A 17519-nucleotide genomic window follows, 5' to 3' on the forward strand; every position below is an offset into this window, starting at 1 on the left:
GGACGCATGCACGGCGAGTACAAGGTCCCGGGGGGAAAGCTGGTCGTCGTCGACCTCGAGGAGCGCGAGGGCCGCATCCACGGCTTCCACCTCGCGGGCGACTTCTTCCTCGAGCCCGACGACGCCCTGGACGACATCGACGCGGCCGTGAACGGCCTGCCCGTCGAGTCCGACGTGCCCACGATCGCGGCGGCCATCCGCGCCGCCCTGCCCGAGGGTGCGCAGCTGCTCGGCTTCACGCCCGAGTCGGTCGCCACGGCCATCCGCCGCGCGCTCGTGACGGCTCCCGGCTGGGCCGACTTCGAGTGGGAGGTCGTGCACGACGCTCCGGTGTCGCCGCGCATGAACCTCGCGCTCGACGAGGTGCTGACCGCCCGCGTGGGCGCGGGGCTCCGCAAGCCCACGCTGCGCCTGTGGGAGTGGAACGAGAACGCCGTCGTGATCGGCTCGTTCCAGTCGCTGCGCAACGAGGTCGACCCCGAGGGCGCCGAGAAGCACGGCTTCGACGTCGTGCGCCGCATCTCGGGCGGCGGTGCCATGCTCATGGCCGCGAACTCGATCGTGACGTACTCGCTGTACGTCCCGGCATCCCTCGTGGCCGGCATGACCTTCGCCGACTCGTACGCCTTCCTCGACGACTGGGTGCTGCAGGCGCTGCGTTCGCTCGGCATCGACGCGGTGTACCAGCCGCTGAACGACATCGCCGGTCCCCACGGCAAGATCGGCGGCGCCGCGCAGAAGCGCCTCGCCAACGGCGGCGTGCTGCACCACGCGACGCTCAGCTACGACATGGACGGCCAGGTGCTCACCGAGGTGCTGCGCATCGGCCGCGAGAAGCTCAGCGACAAGGGCACCGTGTCGGCGGCCAAGCGCGTCGACCCCCTGCGCAGTCAGACCGGCCTGCCGCGGGACCAGGTCATCGACCGCTTCATCCAGACCTTCACGACGCTCTACGGCGCGACCGAGGGACGCATCACCGACGAGGAGTACGCCGAGGCCGAGGCCCTGGTCGAGACGAAGTTCGCCACCGACGCGTGGCTGCAGCGCGTCCCGTGAGCATCGACGCCCTGCCTGACGCCCCCGAACCCGGCCGCGTCGAGATCCACCACGCCGACAACCTGACCGTCACTCCGGCCTACACCGACGGCTCGTTCGCCCTCGTCTACCTCGACCCTCCTTTCAACACGGGGCGTACCCGCTCGAAGGCGGTCGAGTCGGCGACCTGGACGGCGCCGGTCGAAGAGCCTCAGGATGCCGCCGAGCCGGAGCCCGCGGCATCCGTCGACGATCCGAACATGCTGACGTTCCCCGAAGACGAACCGCCCCCGCCGCCGGTGGTGCAGCGCGGCTTCCACGGGCGTGAGTACGCGCGCCTGCGCGGTGACCTGCGCACCTACGACGACCGCTTCGACGACTACTGGGGCTTCCTCGAGCCGCGGCTCATCGAGGCGTGGCGCCTGCTCGCCGACGACGGCACGCTGTACCTGCACCTCGACTACCGCGAGGTGCACTACGCGAAGGTGATGTGCGACGCGCTGTTCGGGCGCGACAAGTTCCTCAACGAGCTCATCTGGGCGTACGACTACGGCGCGAAGACCAAGCGCCGCTGGCCCACGAAGCACGAGACGATCCTCGTCTACGTGAAGAACCCCGCGACCTACTTCTTCGATTCGGATGCCGTGGACCGCGAGCCGTACATGGCCCCGGGCCTCGTGACCGCCGAGAAGGCCGCCCGCGGCAAGATGCCCACAGACGTCTGGTGGCACACGATCGTGCCGACCACGGGCCGCGAGAAGACGGGATACCCCACGCAGAAGCCCGAGGGCGTGCTGCGGCGCATGGTGCAGGCGTCGAGCCGCCCCGGCGACCGCGTGCTCGACATGTTCGCCGGCAGTGGCACGCTCGGGGCGGTCGCGGCTCCGCTCGGTCGTGACGCCGTGCTCATCGACGACAACGCGGATGCCGTGTCCGTCATGCACACGCGCCTGGAGCCGTTCGCGGGCTGACGCGCCGGACCCTCGGGCTGACGCGCCGCGGCCTCGTCGAAGCCCTCCGCTCGTCGCACGCCCCGACGTCCCGCGCATCGCGGCCCGCCACGCCGGGTTCCGGCTCGGCCGACCCCGACGTCGCCGCCCGCGCCTAGGGTGAGCGCATGGAATTCGGCATCTTCGTCCCCCAGGGCTGGCGTTTCGACCTCGTCGGCATCGATCCCTCCGACCACTGGCGCGTCATGAACGCCCTCGCCCAGAGCGCCGACGACGGCCCCTGGGCCTCGCTGTGGGTCTACGACCACTTCCACACCACGCCCGTCCCCAGCGCCGAGGCCACGCACGAGGCGTGGACGCTCATGGCCGCCTTCGCCGCGGCGACCGACCGCGTGCGCCTCGGCCAGATGTGCACGTGCATGGGCTACCGCAACCCGGCCTACCTCGCGAAGGTCGCGGCGACCGTCGACGCGATCTCGGGAGGCCGCGCCGAGATGGGTATCGGCGGTGGCTGGTACGAGCACGAGTGGAAGGCGTACGGCTACGGCTTCCCGCCCATCGCCGAGCGTCTCGGGCGCCTCCGCGAGGGCGTCGAGATCATGCATCAGGCGTGGACGACAGGAGAAGCCACCCTGTCGGGGAAGTACTACGAGGTCGACGGCGCGATCGTGCAGCCGAAGCCGCTGCAGCCCGGCGGCATCCCGCTGTGGATCGCCGGCGGCGGCGAGAAGGTCACCCTCAAGATCGCGGCGAAGTACGCCTCGTACACGAACTTCGGCGGCTCTCTTGAGGAGTTCGACCACAAGTCCGAGGTGCTGAGCGGACACTGCGAGACCCTCGGTCGCGATGCGGGCGAGATCACGCGCTCGACGAACTTCAACACGATCGTCGCCGAGACCGAGGCCGAGGCCGACGAGCGCCTGGCCGCGGTCGTGGCGCGTCTGCGCCCGCACGTGGGGGACGAGCGGGCGGATGCCATCGAGGCCGACTACCGCTCCTCCGACGGTTTCGGCACCCCGGAGCAGATCGTCGAGCGCCTGCGCGAGCGCGCCGACCACGGCCTCGGCTACGCGATCCACTACTTCCCCGAGGCCGCGTACGACACCTCCGGCATCTCGCTGTTCGAGCGCGAGGTGATCCCGCACCTCTGACCCGGCCGCAGAGGGCGTGAGTCGCGGAGATGCGTCGCTTCGACCGCCCGGGAGCGACGAATCCTGGCGACTCACGCGGCGACGGCGGGTCAGACCAGCGGGGCCACGTCCAGGTAGGCGTCGGGGTCGACCGTGGCGGTGGATGCCGGGGCGCCGAACACCCGTGCCCGACGGGCGGTGGCATCCCAGGCGGGCCAACCGGGGTCGCCGTGCCGCACGAAGGCGACCGCCGCACCGTGCAGCTGCGCCGCCAGGTCGCGAGGAGGGGCGTCGCCCGCGATGGCGGACACGCCCTCGGCGTCGAGGTGGTCGAACCAGAACGGCACATCGAGGCAGTGGCAGGAGAAGCCGATCGAGGGCGAGGGCCACGCGAAGCGGTACACCCAGGTCGCCGCGCCATCCGGGCCACCCGCGCGAGCGCGCGCGGCGCGCAGCACCACCGAACGGATGACGCGGTCCGAGAGGTAGCCGCCGAGACGCGCGGCGCCCCCGCGCCGCCGTGACCGCGCGAGGTAGGCGCGCCGACGCGAGCGCCCGAGACCGAGCGCGGCGAGGACGAGCGGCACCGGCGCGAGAGCGAGCACGCCGCGGGCGCGGGCGGTGAGCATGGTGAACTCGTCGTCGGTGGCGCCGACCACGAGGGGGATCCCGGCCGACGCTCCCCCCGCGAGGGCGTCGAGCGGCGAACGGGGCAGCAGATCGCCGTCGACGACGGGTCCGAGCGGCAGCCCGTCGTCGAGCAGCGCCGTCAGCCCCGCCCGCGAGAACCGCCGTTCGGGCTTCTGCGCCTGTCGCTGCAGGTCGAGCAACAGCTCCTCGGGCAGCGCGGCAAGGCCCTCCCGATCGGGCCGCACCCCGGCGAGGGTCGCGAGCCGCTCGGCGAAGCGGCGGGCAGCGGGCGCGGCCACGGCGCCCAGGGCGGGGGAGAGGGCCATCGCTCCGGCGAACAGACCGGATGCCGCGGGGCTCGCGAGTAGGGCCAGCACCGAACCGCCGCCCGCCGACTGCCCGGCGACGGTCACGCGGGCGGGATCGCCGCCGAACGCGCGGATCTCGTCGCGCACCCATTCGAGGGCGGCGATCTGATCGCGCAGCCCGCGATTCGCGGGCGCGCCCTCGATGTGCCCGAATCCGTCGAAACCGAGCCGGTACGACACGACCACCGTGACGACGCCGTCGCGCGCGAACGCGTCGCCGTCGTACCACCGGCTCGCGGGCGACCCCGAGACGAAACCGCCGCCGTGGATCCACACGAGCACCGGGAGGGCGGTATCCGGGGTCGCCTCGAACGGGGCGAAGACGTTGACGTTCAGCGTGGACTCGCCCGGCACGCTCGGCTCGGGGATGAGGGTGATGCCCGTGTCGCCCCGCTGCGCGGTCGCTCCGTAGGCGGTGGCGTCGCGTTCGCCCTCCCAGGGATCGACGGCGACGGGGGCGGCGAAGCGCAACGCCTTCACGGGAGCCTGCGCGAACGGGATGCCGAGGAACACGGCGGTGCCGCCTCGCCGGAACCCGCGCACACGGCCTTTCGACGTCACGACGAGGGGAGCGGCATCCACCCCCTCATCCTGCCGCCCGGCCCGCTCGCCGACGAGATGCCTCGCGGTGTCCTCCCCGCGGAGCACGCCGTCGGTCGGCACGAGGTCTCCGGAAACGACCCTTTCTCGACGGGTGCCGTGCGGCGCGGGGTGCCGCCGGGCGGCCGGCTGCCCGGCGGCGGCACGCGGCCACAGGCACCCCGAGGAAACGCACGCCCGAGGGAGGAACGCCGCGCCACGGCGTTTCCCCCCCCTCGCTGGAGCGTTTACTTCGGAGGCCACCGACGCCGACGCAGCCCCGCGCCCAGGCGCCGCACGAGACAGCACGCCGCGCGACGCGCGTCACGCGTCGCGGCGCGCACCCTCCGAGGGGGTCACCGTGAACACGTTCGGGGCGCGGAACCCGGATGCCGCGAACGCGGCCCGCACGGCATCCGTCGCCACCGGGATCAGGCCGACGGGCATCAGCGCGATCGCCGCGCCGCCGAAGCCGCCGCCGGTCATCCGCGCGCCGAGCGCACCCGAAGCGAGCGTCGTCTCGACCGCGAGATCGAGCTCGGGCACCGAGATCTCGAAGTCGTCCCGCATCGAGGCGTGCGAGGCGACGAGCAGGTCGCCGATCGCGGCGGGACCGTCGGCGTCGAGGGCGGCGACGGTGTCGAGCACGCGCTGGTTCTCGGTCACGACGTGGCGGACCCGGCGGAAGGTGACGTCGTCGAGGATCTCCGCCGCGCGGGGCAGGTCGTCGACCGTGAGATCGCGCAGGGAGTCGACTCCGAACGCGGCCGCCCCGCGCTCGCACGCCTCGCGACGCTCGCGGTAGCCCCCCGTGGAGTGCGCGTGCTCGACGAGAGTGTCGACCACGAGGATCGCCAGGCCCGCGTCGGAGAAGCCGAGCGCGACGGGACGCGTCTCGAGCGTGCGGCAGTCGAGGAAGGTTGCCGCGTCGGCGACGCCGAGCATCGAGGCCATCTGGTCCATGATCCCGGTGGGGGCGCCGACGGCGTCGTTCTCGGCGGTGCGTCCCACCCGGGCGAGCGCGACCTTGTCGAGACCCGCGTTCCACACATCGTTGAGGGCGGATGCCACGGCCCCCTCGATCGCGGCCGACGACGACAGGCCGGCACCCACGGGCACGTCGGAGGCGAGGGCGATGTCGACACCGCGCGGCACGGCATCCGGGGCCTCCCGACGCAGCGCCCACGCCACGCCCAGCGGGTAGCCCGCCCAGTCGAGGCCGCCGGCGGCGATCCGGGCGTCGAGGTCGGCGAGCGAGACCTCCACCGGGTCGGGGGCGAACGTGGAGGTCACGCGGATGACGTCGTCGGAGCGTACCGCGACGGCCGCGGCGGTGCGCTGCGCGATCGCGAAGGGGAAGACGAAGCCCTCGTTGTAGTCGGTGTGCTCGCCGATGAGGTTGGCGCGACCGGGAGCCGACCACACCCCGGCCTCCGGGGCGTCGGTGAGGGTGGTGAGAAGGGTGCGGGCGTCGTCGACGGCGGTCATACCGTCACCTCCGGAACGGTGTCGAGGGCGGCGCGCAGGCGCTCGGCCTGCGATTCGGGGGTCACGTCGCCGATCCAGGCGCCCATGGCGGCCTCGGATCCGGCGAGGTACTTCAGCTTGTCGGCGGCGCGACGGGGGGAGGTGATCTGCAGGTTGAGGCGCACGGCATCCCGGCCCCGTCCGACCGGCGCCTGATGCCAGGCGGCGATGTAGGGGGTGGGGGTGTCGTAGAGCGCGTCGATGCCGCGCAGCAGTCGCAGGTAGAACGGGGCGAGCTCGTCGCGCTCGGCGTCGGTCGTCTCGGCGAGGTCGGCGACGTGGCGGTGCGGGAGCACGTGCACCTCGATGGGCCAGCGCGCGGCGAAGGGGACGAACGCGGTCCAGTGCTCTCCGCGCAGCACGACGCGCTCGCCGCCCTGCTCGAACTCCAGGATGCGCGCGAACAGGTCGATCGAGGTGCGCGAGATCGTGTCGAGCAGGCGGTGCGTGCGCGGGGTCACGTACGGGTAGGCGTAGATCTGCCCGTGCGGGTGGGGGAGCGTGACCCCGATCTGCTCTCCGCGGTTCTCGAACGGGAACACCTGACGGATGCCGGGCAGAGCCGACAGCGCCGCGGTGCGGTCCGCCCATGCCTCGATGACGGTGCGGGCGCGGGTGCGCGAGAGCGAGCCGAACGACCCCTCGTGCGCGGGGCTGAAGCACACGACCTCGCACCGGCCGACCGAGGTGCGCGTGCGGCCGAGGCCGAGGTGCTCGAGGTCGTCGTCGCCGCGCGGCGGGTCGACGGCGGCGGGGGCGTCTCCGATGGCGGCATCGAGCGCCGGGCCGAACGAGGGCGATTTGTTCTCGAAGACCGCGACGTCGTAGAGCGAGGGGATCTCGGACGGGTTGGTCGGCGTCTGCGGAGACAGCGGGTCGAGGTGGGCGGGGGGCAGGAACGCTCGGTTCTGCCGATTGGATGCCACGGTGATCCAGTCGCCGGTCAGCACGTCCTGGCGCATGGTCGCCGTCGTCGGCCGCGGGTCGAGGGTGCGGGCGTCGACCGCGCGCTCGGCGCCGAGCGTCGTGTCGGGGTCGTCGAAGTAGATGAGCTCGCGTCCGTCGGCGAGGCGGGTGGGCCGCTTGACGACGCCGGCGCCCAGGGGCTCCGCGGTGAGGCTGTCCGTGTTCACGATAACACGCTACATCCGGGCCGTGATATCGTCAACATCGAGGGGGCGTGATGCGCGTATCCATGGCCGATGTGGCCGAGAGGGCCGGAGTCTCGGCGCAGACCGTGTCGCGCGTGGCCAACGGCAGCCCCCGCGTCGACCCGGCCACGCGTGCCCGCGTCGAGAAGGCGATGGCCGACCTCGGGTACCGCATGCACCGCGCCGCCCGTGCGTTGCGCACGGGTCAGACCTCCACCATCGGTCTCGTCGTGTCGACCCTCGCATCCGTCGGCAACTCCCGCATGCTCCAGGCCATCTCCGAGGCCGCCGCCGCCCGTGACTATGCGCTCGCCGTGGTGACGGTGGGCGAGCGCGGTATCCGCGACGCCTTCGCGCGGCTGCGATCGCAGGGCGTCGACGGGGCGGTGGTGCTGAACGAGGCGACCGAGCTCGCCCGCGACGTCGACCCGCCCGCCGACCTCCACGTGGTCGTGGTCGATTCGCCGCCCGACGCGCGTTTCTCCATCGTGCAGACCGACCACGCCGCCGGCGCCCGCGCCGCGACCGCGCATCTGCTGGCGCTCGGCCACGACACGGTGCACCACCTCGGAGGGCCGCGCGGCTCGTTCGCCGCGGCCGAGCGCGAACGAGGGTGGCGCTTCGCGCTCGCCGACGCCGGGCTCGTCACCCCCGAGCCGGTCCGCGGCGATTGGACCTCGGCATCCGGTCATCGGGCGGTGTCGCACCTGCTCGAGGCGACGGCGATCTTCGTCGCCAACGATCAGATGGCGCTCGGCGCGCTGCGGGCCCTCGCCGATGCGGGGCGGCGCGTTCCCGAAGACGTCTCCGTCGTCGGCTTCGACGACATTGCGGATGCCGCCGAGTTCCGTCCACCCCTGACCACGGTGCGCCAAGACTTCGACGCCCTCGGTCGGCGCGCCGTCACGGCGCTCGTCGGTGCGATCGAGGGAGGGGAGCCGATCGCCGAGACGGTTCCCGCGTCGGTGGTCGTGCGCCGGAGCACCGCCCAGGCCTGACGCGACCCGGGGTCGGGGGCCCCGGGTGTGCTCCCCGGGGTGTGCACCGTCAGCGCGGCTCGCGCCAGCCCTGCTCCAGGAGGTGGAAGCCCGCCTCGATCGTCGCCGCGGCGTCGTCGTGCTCGAACGCGAGGATCTGCAGCTGCAGCACCATCCTCGCGTAGACGCGGGTCTCGGCATCCGGCTCGCTCTGCCCGGTCGTCGCGGCGATCGCCGCGGCGAGGGCGTCCTCGTGACGCAGCCACATGCGGGAGGCGTAGTCGCGCAGGGCGGGGGTGCCGGTGATGAGCTGCATGAACTGGCGGCGGTGCTCGCCGGTCGGGTCGAAGGCGAGGCCGATGAGCTCGCGGCGGTAGAGGTCGCGCAGCGCCTCGGACACGGTGGTGCCGGGGGTGCGGTCGCGCACGGCGGCGACGAGCAGATCGCGCTGCGCGTCGTCCTCGTCGAAGACGAGCGCCTCCTTCTGCGGGAAGTGCGCGAACACGGTCGTCGGGGAGACGTCTGCGGCGTCGGCGACCTCGCGGATGCTGACCTCGTCGAACCCCCGCTCCACGAAGAGCGCGGTCGCGGCGTCGGAGATGGCCTTGCGGGTGGCGGCTTTCTTGCGCTCGCGGCGCCCGACGTCGGTGCTCATGCGGGCAGTCTACCGGAATGGGTCCATAACTGTATTGACAACAAAACTGGTACGAGTACAGTTACGGCGTGACTTCGCTTTCCTCCACCCCCGTCCCCGGCCGCCGCGCCTGGGTGATGCTCGTCGTCATCACGACGCTCACCACCGCCGGCATGACCGTCGTGCTGCCGGTACTGCCCTTCGTCGTCCTCCGGTACGTGTCGAACCCCGCCGATCTCGCCGTATGGGTCGGCATCCTCGAGACCGTCAACGCGCTCTGCGCGTTCCTCGTCGCGCCTTTCCTCGGCCGCATCTCCGACCGCTTCGGGCGTCGCCCCGTCATCATCGTCGCCGGGTTCGGGGCAGCCCTCGGCTTCCTGCTCTTCGGTATCGGGGGCGCCCTCTGGGTGCTGCTGCTCGGACGCATCGTGCAGGGCGTGACCGCCGGCGACCTCCCCGCTCTCTTCGCCTACCTCGCCGACATCACCCCGGCCGAGAAGCGCGCTCGCCGCTTCGGCATCCTCGGGGCGACGGCCGGCATCGGCACGATGGTCGGGCCCGCCCTCGGCGGCACCCTCGCCGCGATCGACGTCGACCTGCCGGTGTTCGTCACCGCGGGTCTCGCGCTGACGGTGGCGATCCTGAGCATCTTCCTGCTGCCCGAGAGCCTCGCCCCCGACCGGCGGATCGCCTCTCTCGACCTGCGCGCGGTGCACCCCTTCGCGGTCTTCCGCGGCGTCTTCCGTCGACCCGAGCTCCGCGGGCTCATGGTCGGCCTCATCCTCGTGGGCCTTCCGTTCGGCTTCTTCGTCAACAACTTCAGCGTGCTCGCCCTCGATGCGATCTCCTGGAGCCCCACCGCGATCGGCCTGCTCACCGCGTGCGTCGGCATCATCGACATCGCGATCCAAGGGGTGCTGCTGGGCTTCCTGCTGCCGCGCATCGGTGAGCGCGGCGTCGTGGTCAGCGGGATCGTCGCGCAGGCGGTCGGACTCGTCGCCCTCGCCGGGGTCGCGTCGCTCCTGGCGCAACCGTGGCTGTTCGTCGTGGGCGCGCTGACGCTCGCCGCGGGCCAGGGGGCGGCGCAGGCCACCATGGACGGATTGCTCTCCAACGCCGTCGGCGACGACGAGCAGGGCTGGATCGCGGGTGCCGCGCAATCTCTCAATGCCGCGGTCGGGACGGTCGCGCCGCTGATGGCGGGACTGCTCTACGCCCACGTCGCCCACGCGGCACCGTACGTCCTGGGCGCGGCGCTCATGATCGCCGCCGCCGCGGTGGTCGCGAAGGCGCGCTTCGCGAGTCCGTCGCTGCGGGCGACGGCGGATGCCGTCGTGCCGGTGCCGATCGCGGAGTGAGCCGACCCGTCATCCGTCGCGTTCGGGGTGTCGAGCCGCCGCTCAGGTGTCGCTGCGTCGGAGAGTGCCCGACGCAGCGACATCCGAGCCGCGGGGCTGGTCCTGCCGAGCCCTGCCGGCGATGGCTCAGCTGTTCCAGGGGGCGATCACGTCGATGATCCACACGACGCCGAAGCGGTCCACGAGCTTGCCGTACAGCGGCGAGAACGCCGACGGTCCGAACGGGGCCAGGATCTCGGCATCCTGGCTCAGTCCTTCCCATGCGGCGCGCACCTCGTCGGCGTCGTGTCCGCGCAGCGCGAGGTAGAAGGGGTTCGCGCCCCGGTCGTAGGCGAGAGAGCGCTGGATGTCGTACGCCATCACGTGCACGCCGCTGGGCGCGACCATCTCGCCCCACACGATCTGCTCGCGCTGCTCGGGAACTTCGGCCGTGTCGCCGTAAGGGACCGCCGTGACGGTTCCGCCGAACACCTCCGCGTAGAAGGCGAGGGCGTCGGCCGCGTGGCCGTCGAAGTTGACGTGGAGGGTGGTGGTGAGGGTCATGTCGATTCCTGTCTGACGCCGGGAGGTTCCGGATGCCCTGACTCTCTCGCGCATTGCGGACAGGGATGGTCCGCAATGCGACGCAGAATGGATGCCATGCCGGAGACCTCCGCTCCCTCGACCTCGCGGCGGCTGCTGTCGCTGCTGACCGTTCTGCAGTCCCGCCGCGACTGGTCGGCGGCTGCGCTCGCCGGTCGTCTCGACGTAAGCGAGCGCACGATCCGCCGGGACGTCGACCGCCTCCGCGAACTCGGGTACGACATCGATGCGACGCGCGGGCCCGCGGGCGGCTACCGCTTGCGCGCGGGGGCGCATCTGCCGCCCGTGGCCTTCGACGCGGATCAGGCCGTCGCCGTCGCGGTCGCGCTGCGGGTCGCGGCGTCCGCGGGCGGTCCCCTCGCCGACGCCGCCGATGAGGCGCTGAGCGTCCTCTCGCGCCTGTTGCCGGCGCCGCTGGGGCGTCGTGCGCAGCGCTTCGCGGTCGAGGTGATCGCGCCGGCGGGTGCGGTCGGCGTCGACCCTTCCGTGCTCGGCGCGATCGAGGCGGCCATCGAGGCAGCGGAGGAGGTGCGCTTCGACTACTCCGGCTCGGAGGGGCCTGCGCGAGTGACCGAGCCGCACCATCTGGTGTGGTCCTCGGGACGGTGGTACCTCATCGGCTTCACCCCCGAGCGCGACGACTGGCGCATCTACCGCGTCGATCGGATGACGCTGAAGACCCATCGCGGCCGCCCGTTCCCCCGACGCGCGCTGCCCGGCGGAGATCCGGTGCGCTACCTCGAGGGGCGGTTCCGCGGGGGCGACGAGACGGGACGCTGGCCCTGCCGGGGCGAGATCGTGGTCGCCGCGGCACGCGCCGATCTCGCGCCCTACGTGGGGGACGGCAGTCTCCTCGCCACCGATGACGGCCGCACCCGCGTGTCGCTGGGCTCGTGGTCGTGGGGTGCCCTCGCCGCGGAATGCCTCCGGTTCGACCGGCCGATCGCCGACGCCCGCCCGGCCGCGTTGCGGCAGGCCCTGGCCCAGGCCGCGCGCCGCGCCGCGGCCGCCGCGGCATCCTGAGCCCGCCCGCCGCTCGCCCCAACGGGTTTGGGGCGCGATCGCGCGTTCGGGGCGGGGAATACCGCGCCCCGAACGGAAGAACGAGCCCCAACCCCGGTGCCCCCACCGCGGCGGGATCCGGAAACGCAGGACGCCCGCGGATGCCGGAGCATCCACGGGCGTCGCCGGAAGAAGGAAGCGTTACTTCTTCACGGGGATGGACTGCGACTCCAGGGCGCCGATGGTGGCATCCTGGCCCTTCTGGAGGGCGTCGGCGAGCGTGCCGCTGCCGCTGACCGCGGCCTTGAAGCCGTCGGAGACGTCGGCGTAGGTCTTCGTCATGGTCGGGCCCCACACGAAGTCGGGCGTCACCTCGGTCGCGGCCTTGGCGAAGACGTCGTAGATCTTCTGTCCGCCGTAGAATTCGACGCCCTGCGTGAGCGAGGGGAGCTTCAGGCCCTCGGTCGTGGCGGGGTAGATGTTGGCCTCTTCGTTGAGCACCGTCAGCGCCTCCTCGGAGGTGTTCAGCCACAGAGCGAACGTCGTCGCCTCGTAGGGGTGCTCGCTGCCCTTGAGGACGGCGATCGACGATCCGCCCCAGTTGCCCGACACGGCGTCACCGGCGTTCCACTGCGGCAGGTCGGCCACGGCCCATCCACCCGCGGTGTCGGGAGCGCCGCTCGAGATCGAGTTCGCGCCCCAGACGGCGGAGTTCCACGTCCAGACCTGGCTGGAGTTGTAGGCGTTGTTCCACTCGTCGGTCCACGCGGGGTAGGTCGAGACGAGGTCCTGGTCGATGAGCGACTGCCAGTAATCGGCGACCTTCTCCGACGCCGGGTCCGTGAGCGAGACGGTCCAGCCGTCCGCGTCGTTGCCGAACCACTGCCCACCGGCCTGCCAGACGAAGCCGGCGAACTGGTTGATGTCAGACTGCGAGAAGTTGGTGATGTACCCGCCGAGCGCGCGGATCTTCTTGGCGGCCTCGGTGTACTCGTCCCACGTGGTGGGGATCGCGATGCCGTTCGCCGCGAAGAGGTCCTTGCGGTAGAACAGCGCCATCGGGCCGATGTCCTGCGGGATGCCGTACACGGCGCCGTCCTCGCCGAGGGCGACCTGGTTCCACGCCCAGCCCACGAACTGGTCCTTCGCCGCGACGACGTCGGAGCAGGCGGCGATGTTCTCGACGCCGTCCTGCACGAGGAAGTTGGGGAGGGCGTCGTACTCGATCTGGCCGAGGTCGGGGGCGTTGCCCGCGGCGATCTGGTTGAAGAAGTTCTGGTACGTGCCGTTGTTGCCGTTGGGGCCGGTCTGCACCTTGACCTGGATATCGGGGTTCTCGGTGTTCCACAGGTCGACGGCCTTCTCGATGCCCGGGATCCACGAGGTGAACTCGAGGGTCACGGGACCGTCGGCGGGGGCGCAGTCGGCGGCCGCGGCGCCGTCGCCGCTCCCGCTTCCGGCGCAACCGGCGAGGAGCAGAGCCGACAGGGCGACGCCGGATGTCGCCGCGAGGATTCTGTGCTTCATGGGGATGCCTCTTTCTCTGGGTGCCCGGACGCGCCGTTTGCGCCCGGGATGGGGGCGGCCGCAGCCGCCGAACGGATCACTTCAGCGCGCCGGTCCCGAGACCGTTGCGCCAGAAGCGTTGGAGGAGCAGGAAGATGACGATGAGGGGGATGACCGACAGCAGGGCGCCGATCAGGACGAGCCCGCGCAGTTCGGGGATCTGGTTGAGCTGGTTGTTCCAGCCGTAGAGCCCGAACACCACGGGGAACAGCTCCTCGCTGCGCAGCATGATCAGCGGCAGGAAGAAGTTGTTCCAGATCGCGACGAACTGGAAGAGGAACATCGTGACCAGCGCCGGGCTCATCAGCCGTAGGCTCACGGTGAAGAACGTGCGGATCTCTCCGGCGCCGTCCAGTCGGCTGGCCTCGAGCAGCTCGTCGGGCACAGAGGATGCCGCGAAGATGCGCGCGAGGTACACCCCGAACGGGCTGACGAGCGAGGGCAGGAACACGGCCCAGAAGGTGTTCGTGAGCTGCACCTGGCTGAAGATGAGGAACAGCGGCAGGGCGAGCGCGGTGGCCGGCACCAGGACACCGCCGAGCACGACGTCGAACACGAGCTCGCGGCCCGGGAAGCGGTACTTCGCCAGCGCGTACCCGGCCATCGCGGCCAGGAGCGTCGCGACCGCTCCGCCGAGGCCGGCGTACAGCAGCGAGTTGCCGAGCCAGCGCAGGAAGATGCCGTCGCGGTAGGCGAACAGATCGCCGATGTTCGACAACAGCCGCATGTCGGCGAACCACAGGGGGTTCGTGGTGAGGATGTCGCCCGTGCTCTTGCTCGAGGCCACCAGCAGCCACCACAGCGGCAGCAGGAAGTAGACCGTGAAGACGGCCATGACGAGCATCGCCGAGGTGCGCGAGACGAGGGGCTCGCGCACCGCGCCCGAACGGGTCGCGCCGGAGCGGGGGCCGCCCGCGCGGGGGCCGAGGGGGCGTCGGGAGGTGGTGACGGCGCTCATGCGTTGCCCTTCTTCTGCATCCACTTCATGAAGCCGAACGACAGCACGAAGGTGGTCACGGCCAGCACGACCGAGAACGCCGCCGCGAGATTGGCGTTGGGGATGGATGCCGTGGCGTAGACGGTCATGTTGGGAGTGAAGGTGCTGGTGACCGCGGAGCTGAACGAGCGGAAGACCTGCGGCTCGGCGAGCAGCTGCAGCGTGCCGATGATCGAGAAGATCGCGGTCATGACGATCGCGGGCCGCACGAGCGGGATCTTGATCGACCACGCGATGCGGAACTGCCCCGCACCGTCGAGGCGGGCCGCCTCGTAGATCTCACTGGGGATCGACAGCAGCGACGAGTAGATGATCAGCATGTTGTAGCCGACGTAGACCCACGTGACGACGTTCGCGATCGACCACAGCACGAGGTCGGCGCCGAGGAAGTCGACGTTCCTGGTCAACGCGGTGAATGGCGAGAGGTTGGGCGAGAACAGCGAGCCCCACATGATCGCCGCGATCACACCGGGGACCGCGTACGGCACGAAGAAGGCGAGACGGAAGAACCGCTTGCCCTTCAGCAGCGGCGAGTCCAGCAGCAGCGCGAAGATCAGCGCGAGGCCGAGCATCACGGGCACCTGCACGACGCCGAACGCGAGCATGCGCAGCATCGACGCCCAGAACGCTTCGTTCTGGAAGACGAGCGCGTACTGCTGGAGCCCGCCGAAGACGAGTTCGGCCTTGCCGAACGTGCCCTCGCGGCGCACCACCAGAAGGGACTGCACGATGGCGAAGACGATCGGCAGGACGTAGAAGAGGACGAACAGCACCGCGAACGGCGCCAGCAGGATGACGATCGCGCTCTTGAAGGGCACGCGCGGTCGGCGCGGCCTCGGGGTGCTCGCGCGTTCGGCCCGCGCGGGAGCGGGAGCGGTGGTGGTCACGAGGCCTCCTCGATGATGCGGACGGCACCGGCGTCGACGGTGACGAGACCGTCGACGCGCTCGCCGGTGAGCGCGTCGCGTCCGTGCGCCGCGATCTCGACCGACTCGGTGGTGTGGTTGATGACGAACGTGAAGGCGCGGTCCCCGCCCGCCCGGCGCACGACCTCGACCCCGGTGACGGCGTCGAGGGTGCGGATGCCGGATGCCGCGGCGATGCGCAGGAGGAGGTCGCGGTAGGCGTCGGCCGACGGGAGCGTCGCCAGGTACCACGCCGAACCGTCGCCGACCGCGCGGCGGGTGCGTGCGGGGAGCCCCGCCGCAGGACCGTCGACGAAGAGCGCGTCGATCTCGGCGTCGACCGTGCGCAGACGCTCCGACCACACCGAGCCGGTGCTGCCGTCGTCGAGCGTGACGACCTGCGCGGGCCCCAGCGGGGCGAACTCCTCCGACACGATCCCGAGCAGGTCGCGGAAGGCGCCCGGGTACCCGCCGAGCCGCACCCGGTCCTGCTCGTCGACGATGCCGCTGGCGAAGGTGATGACGACGGTGCCGCCGGCCTCGACGAATCGCGACAGGCGATCGACGTCGGCATCCCGCACGAGATGGAGGGCCGGGACGACGATGAGACGGTAGGCGGAGAGGTCGGCGCCCGCCGAGACGACGTCGGTCGAGATCCCGGCGGCGGCGAGGGCCCCGTGCGCGGCGTGCACCTGGTCGAGGTAGCGCAGGTCTTCGCTCGGGCGGCCCTCGTTCTCGAGCGCCCACCAGCTCTCCCAGTCGAACAGCACGGCCGCGTCGGACGCGACGCGCGTCCCGGCGACGGGCTGCAGCGCACGCAGGGTACGGCCGACCTCGAGGACGCTGCGCCACTGCGCGGTGTCGGTGCCGGCGTGGGGGAGGAGGGCGGAGTGGAACTTCTCGGCGCCCTGGGCCGAGGCGCGCCACTGGAAGAAGCAGATGCCGTCGGCGCCGCGCGCCACGTGCGAGACGACGTTGCGCAGCAGCTCACCCTCGCCCTTGGCGAGGTTGTGCGGCTGCCAGTTCACCGCGCCGGTCGAGGTCTCCATCAGCAGCCACGGGGTGCCTGCGGCGATGCCGCGCGTGAGATCGGCCGCGAACGAGAGCTCCGCGATCGGGTCGGCGAGTCGCCGGTCGAGGTAGTGGTCGTTGGCGATGACGTCCATCTCGCCGGCCCAGGAGAAGTAGTTGAGCGCCCGGATGTGCGCGGTGACCATGAAGTTGGTGGTGACCGGGGCTGCGCTGCGCGCGCGGATGATCTCGGCTTCGGCGCGGTACAGCTCGAGCTGCTGGTCGGAGGAGAAGCGCTGGAAGTCGAGCAGCTGCCCGGGGTTGCGCAGCGACAGCGCGGCCATCGGCGGGAGGATCTGCCCCCAGTCGCTGTAGCGCTGGCTCCAGAACGAGGTGCCCCAGGCGGTGTTGACGGCTGCGACGGTGCCGTACCGGGCGCGCAGCCAGTCGCGGAACGCCGCGGCGCTGGCCTCGCAGTAGCACAGGGCGTTGTGGCATCCGAGCTCGTTCGAGACGTGCCACATGGCCAGGGCGGGGTGCTCGGCGTAGCGCTCCACGACGCGCCGGCTCAGCTCGGCCGCGTAGCCGCGGAAGACCGGGGAGCTCGGGCAGTACGCCTGGCGGCCGCCGGGGAAACGCCGTGTCCCGTCCTCGGCCACGGGCAGGATCTCGGGATGCCGAGTGGTCACCCAGGGGGCGGGCGAGGCGGTCGCGGTTCCGAGGTTGACCCGGATGCCGTGCGCGTGGGCGAGGTCCATGACCTCGTCGAGCTCGTCGAAGTTCCAGATGCCGTGGTCGGGGTTGATCCAGGACCAGCCGAAGATGTTCACGGCCACGAGCCCCACGCCCGCTTCGCTCATGAGGCGCATGTCGTCGTCCCACACCGCGCGGTCCCACTGCTCGGGGTTGTAGTCGCATCCGAACACGAGGCCCTCGCGGGTCAGGGCGTCCAGCGCGGCGCCCGCGCGGGTCGGGTCGGTCGCTCGGTCGCTGTCGCGATCGAGCGGGGCCAGATGATCGACGGCAAGCATCCGGTGGGCGCTCCTTTGCGGGGTTCTGTGAACGTGCACACACCGGAGATGCAGAACATCGAACGAGGATGTGTGAACGTGCACAT

15 protein-coding genes are annotated in these 17519 nt (G+C 71.6%); 6 read left to right on the forward strand and 9 right to left on the reverse strand.

Annotated features, from left to right (window positions below; genetic code table 11):
• Positions 1-6: 6 nt before the first annotated feature.
• From AB0N82_RS05705 to AB0N82_RS05715, 3 genes are all read left to right on the forward strand, one after another.
• Entirely contained in the window at positions 7-1056 is a 1050-nt protein-coding gene (locus tag AB0N82_RS05705) for a biotin/lipoate A/B protein ligase family protein (protein WP_315994463.1), read from the forward strand.
• On the forward strand, positions 1053-2006 hold the full coding sequence (locus AB0N82_RS05710; RefSeq protein WP_315994464.1) for a site-specific DNA-methyltransferase: 954 nt from the start codon (positions 1053-1055) through the stop codon (positions 2004-2006). The genes AB0N82_RS05705 and AB0N82_RS05710 overlap by 4 nt, the downstream gene beginning before the upstream one ends.
• 146 nt (positions 2007-2152) lie before the next feature.
• Positions 2153-3136, forward strand: a complete 984-nt coding sequence (locus tag AB0N82_RS05715; RefSeq protein ID WP_315994465.1) for an LLM class F420-dependent oxidoreductase — start codon at positions 2153-2155, stop codon at positions 3134-3136.
• 89 nt (positions 3137-3225) lie between these two features.
• Here AB0N82_RS05715 and AB0N82_RS05720 read toward each other — a convergent pair whose 3' ends face one another.
• The 3 genes from AB0N82_RS05720 to galT form a co-directional block, all read right to left on the reverse strand.
• Positions 3226-4776 carry a carboxylesterase family protein gene (locus tag AB0N82_RS05720; RefSeq protein WP_363389158.1) on the reverse strand — a complete coding sequence of 517 codons (1551 nt, stop codon included), beginning with the start codon at positions 4774-4776 and terminating at the stop codon, positions 3226-3228.
• 240 nt (positions 4777-5016) lie between these two features.
• The gene (galK, locus tag AB0N82_RS05725) at positions 5017-6180 is read right to left on the reverse strand and encodes a galactokinase (protein WP_315994467.1); all 1164 of its coding nucleotides are present in this window, start codon (positions 6178-6180) and stop codon (positions 5017-5019) included.
• Positions 6177-7352, reverse strand: a complete 1176-nt coding sequence (gene galT, locus AB0N82_RS05730; RefSeq protein ID WP_363389162.1) for a galactose-1-phosphate uridylyltransferase — start codon at positions 7350-7352, stop codon at positions 6177-6179. Before galT ends, galK begins: the two co-directional genes overlap by 4 nt.
• Positions 7353-7402: 50 nt before the next feature.
• Between galT and AB0N82_RS05735 the strand changes: the two genes are divergently transcribed.
• Entirely contained in the window at positions 7403-8368 is a 966-nt protein-coding gene (locus AB0N82_RS05735) for a LacI family DNA-binding transcriptional regulator (protein ID WP_363389165.1), read from the forward strand.
• 49 nt (positions 8369-8417) lie between these two features.
• Here AB0N82_RS05735 and AB0N82_RS05740 read toward each other — a convergent pair whose 3' ends face one another.
• Complete coding sequence (locus tag AB0N82_RS05740) at positions 8418-9002, reverse strand: helix-turn-helix domain-containing protein (protein ID WP_315994469.1); 585 nt, start codon at positions 9000-9002, stop codon at positions 8418-8420.
• A gap of 68 nt (positions 9003-9070) precedes the next feature.
• Between AB0N82_RS05740 and AB0N82_RS05745 the strand changes: the two genes are divergently transcribed.
• On the forward strand, positions 9071-10339 hold the full coding sequence (locus tag AB0N82_RS05745; protein ID WP_363389170.1) for an MFS transporter: 1269 nt from the start codon (positions 9071-9073) through the stop codon (positions 10337-10339).
• Between the two features lie 126 nt (positions 10340-10465).
• Here the strand turns inward: AB0N82_RS05745 and AB0N82_RS05750 are convergent, their stop codons facing one another.
• The gene (locus tag AB0N82_RS05750) at positions 10466-10882 is read right to left on the reverse strand and encodes a VOC family protein (protein WP_363389173.1); all 417 of its coding nucleotides are present in this window, start codon (positions 10880-10882) and stop codon (positions 10466-10468) included.
• Positions 10883-10978: 96 nt separating this feature from the next.
• On the opposite strand from AB0N82_RS05750, the gene AB0N82_RS05755 reads away from it, so the two are divergent.
• Positions 10979-11944: a WYL domain-containing protein gene (locus AB0N82_RS05755; RefSeq protein WP_363389176.1), complete on the forward strand. Its 966-nt coding sequence runs from the start codon at positions 10979-10981 to the stop codon at positions 11942-11944.
• 180 nt (positions 11945-12124) lie between these two features.
• On the opposite strand, the gene AB0N82_RS05760 is transcribed toward AB0N82_RS05755, so the two are convergent.
• The 4 genes from AB0N82_RS05760 to AB0N82_RS05775 all read right to left on the reverse strand — a co-directional run bounded on the left by AB0N82_RS05760 (position 12125) and on the right by AB0N82_RS05775 (position 17433).
• The gene (locus AB0N82_RS05760; RefSeq protein WP_315994473.1) at positions 12125-13450 is read right to left on the reverse strand and encodes an extracellular solute-binding protein; all 1326 of its coding nucleotides are present in this window, start codon (positions 13448-13450) and stop codon (positions 12125-12127) included.
• Positions 13451-13526: 76 nt separating this feature from the next.
• Positions 13527-14447: a carbohydrate ABC transporter permease gene (locus AB0N82_RS05765; protein ID WP_315994474.1), complete on the reverse strand. Its 921-nt coding sequence runs from the start codon at positions 14445-14447 to the stop codon at positions 13527-13529.
• Positions 14444-15373 (reverse strand): sugar ABC transporter permease, encoded by a 930-nt coding sequence (locus AB0N82_RS05770; protein WP_363389181.1) that lies wholly within the window; start codon positions 15371-15373, stop codon positions 14444-14446. Before AB0N82_RS05770 ends, AB0N82_RS05765 begins: the two co-directional genes overlap by 4 nt.
• Entirely contained in the window at positions 15370-17433 is a 2064-nt protein-coding gene (locus AB0N82_RS05775) for a beta-galactosidase (RefSeq protein ID WP_363389184.1), read from the reverse strand. The genes AB0N82_RS05770 and AB0N82_RS05775 overlap by 4 nt, the downstream gene beginning before the upstream one ends.
• Positions 17434-17519 lie beyond the last annotated feature (86 nt).

It is taken from the genome of Microbacterium sp. NPDC089186 (assembly GCF_040685115.1).
In the GTDB taxonomy this organism is placed as follows: Bacteria; Actinomycetota; Actinomycetes; order Actinomycetales; family Microbacteriaceae; genus Microbacterium; species Microbacterium galbum.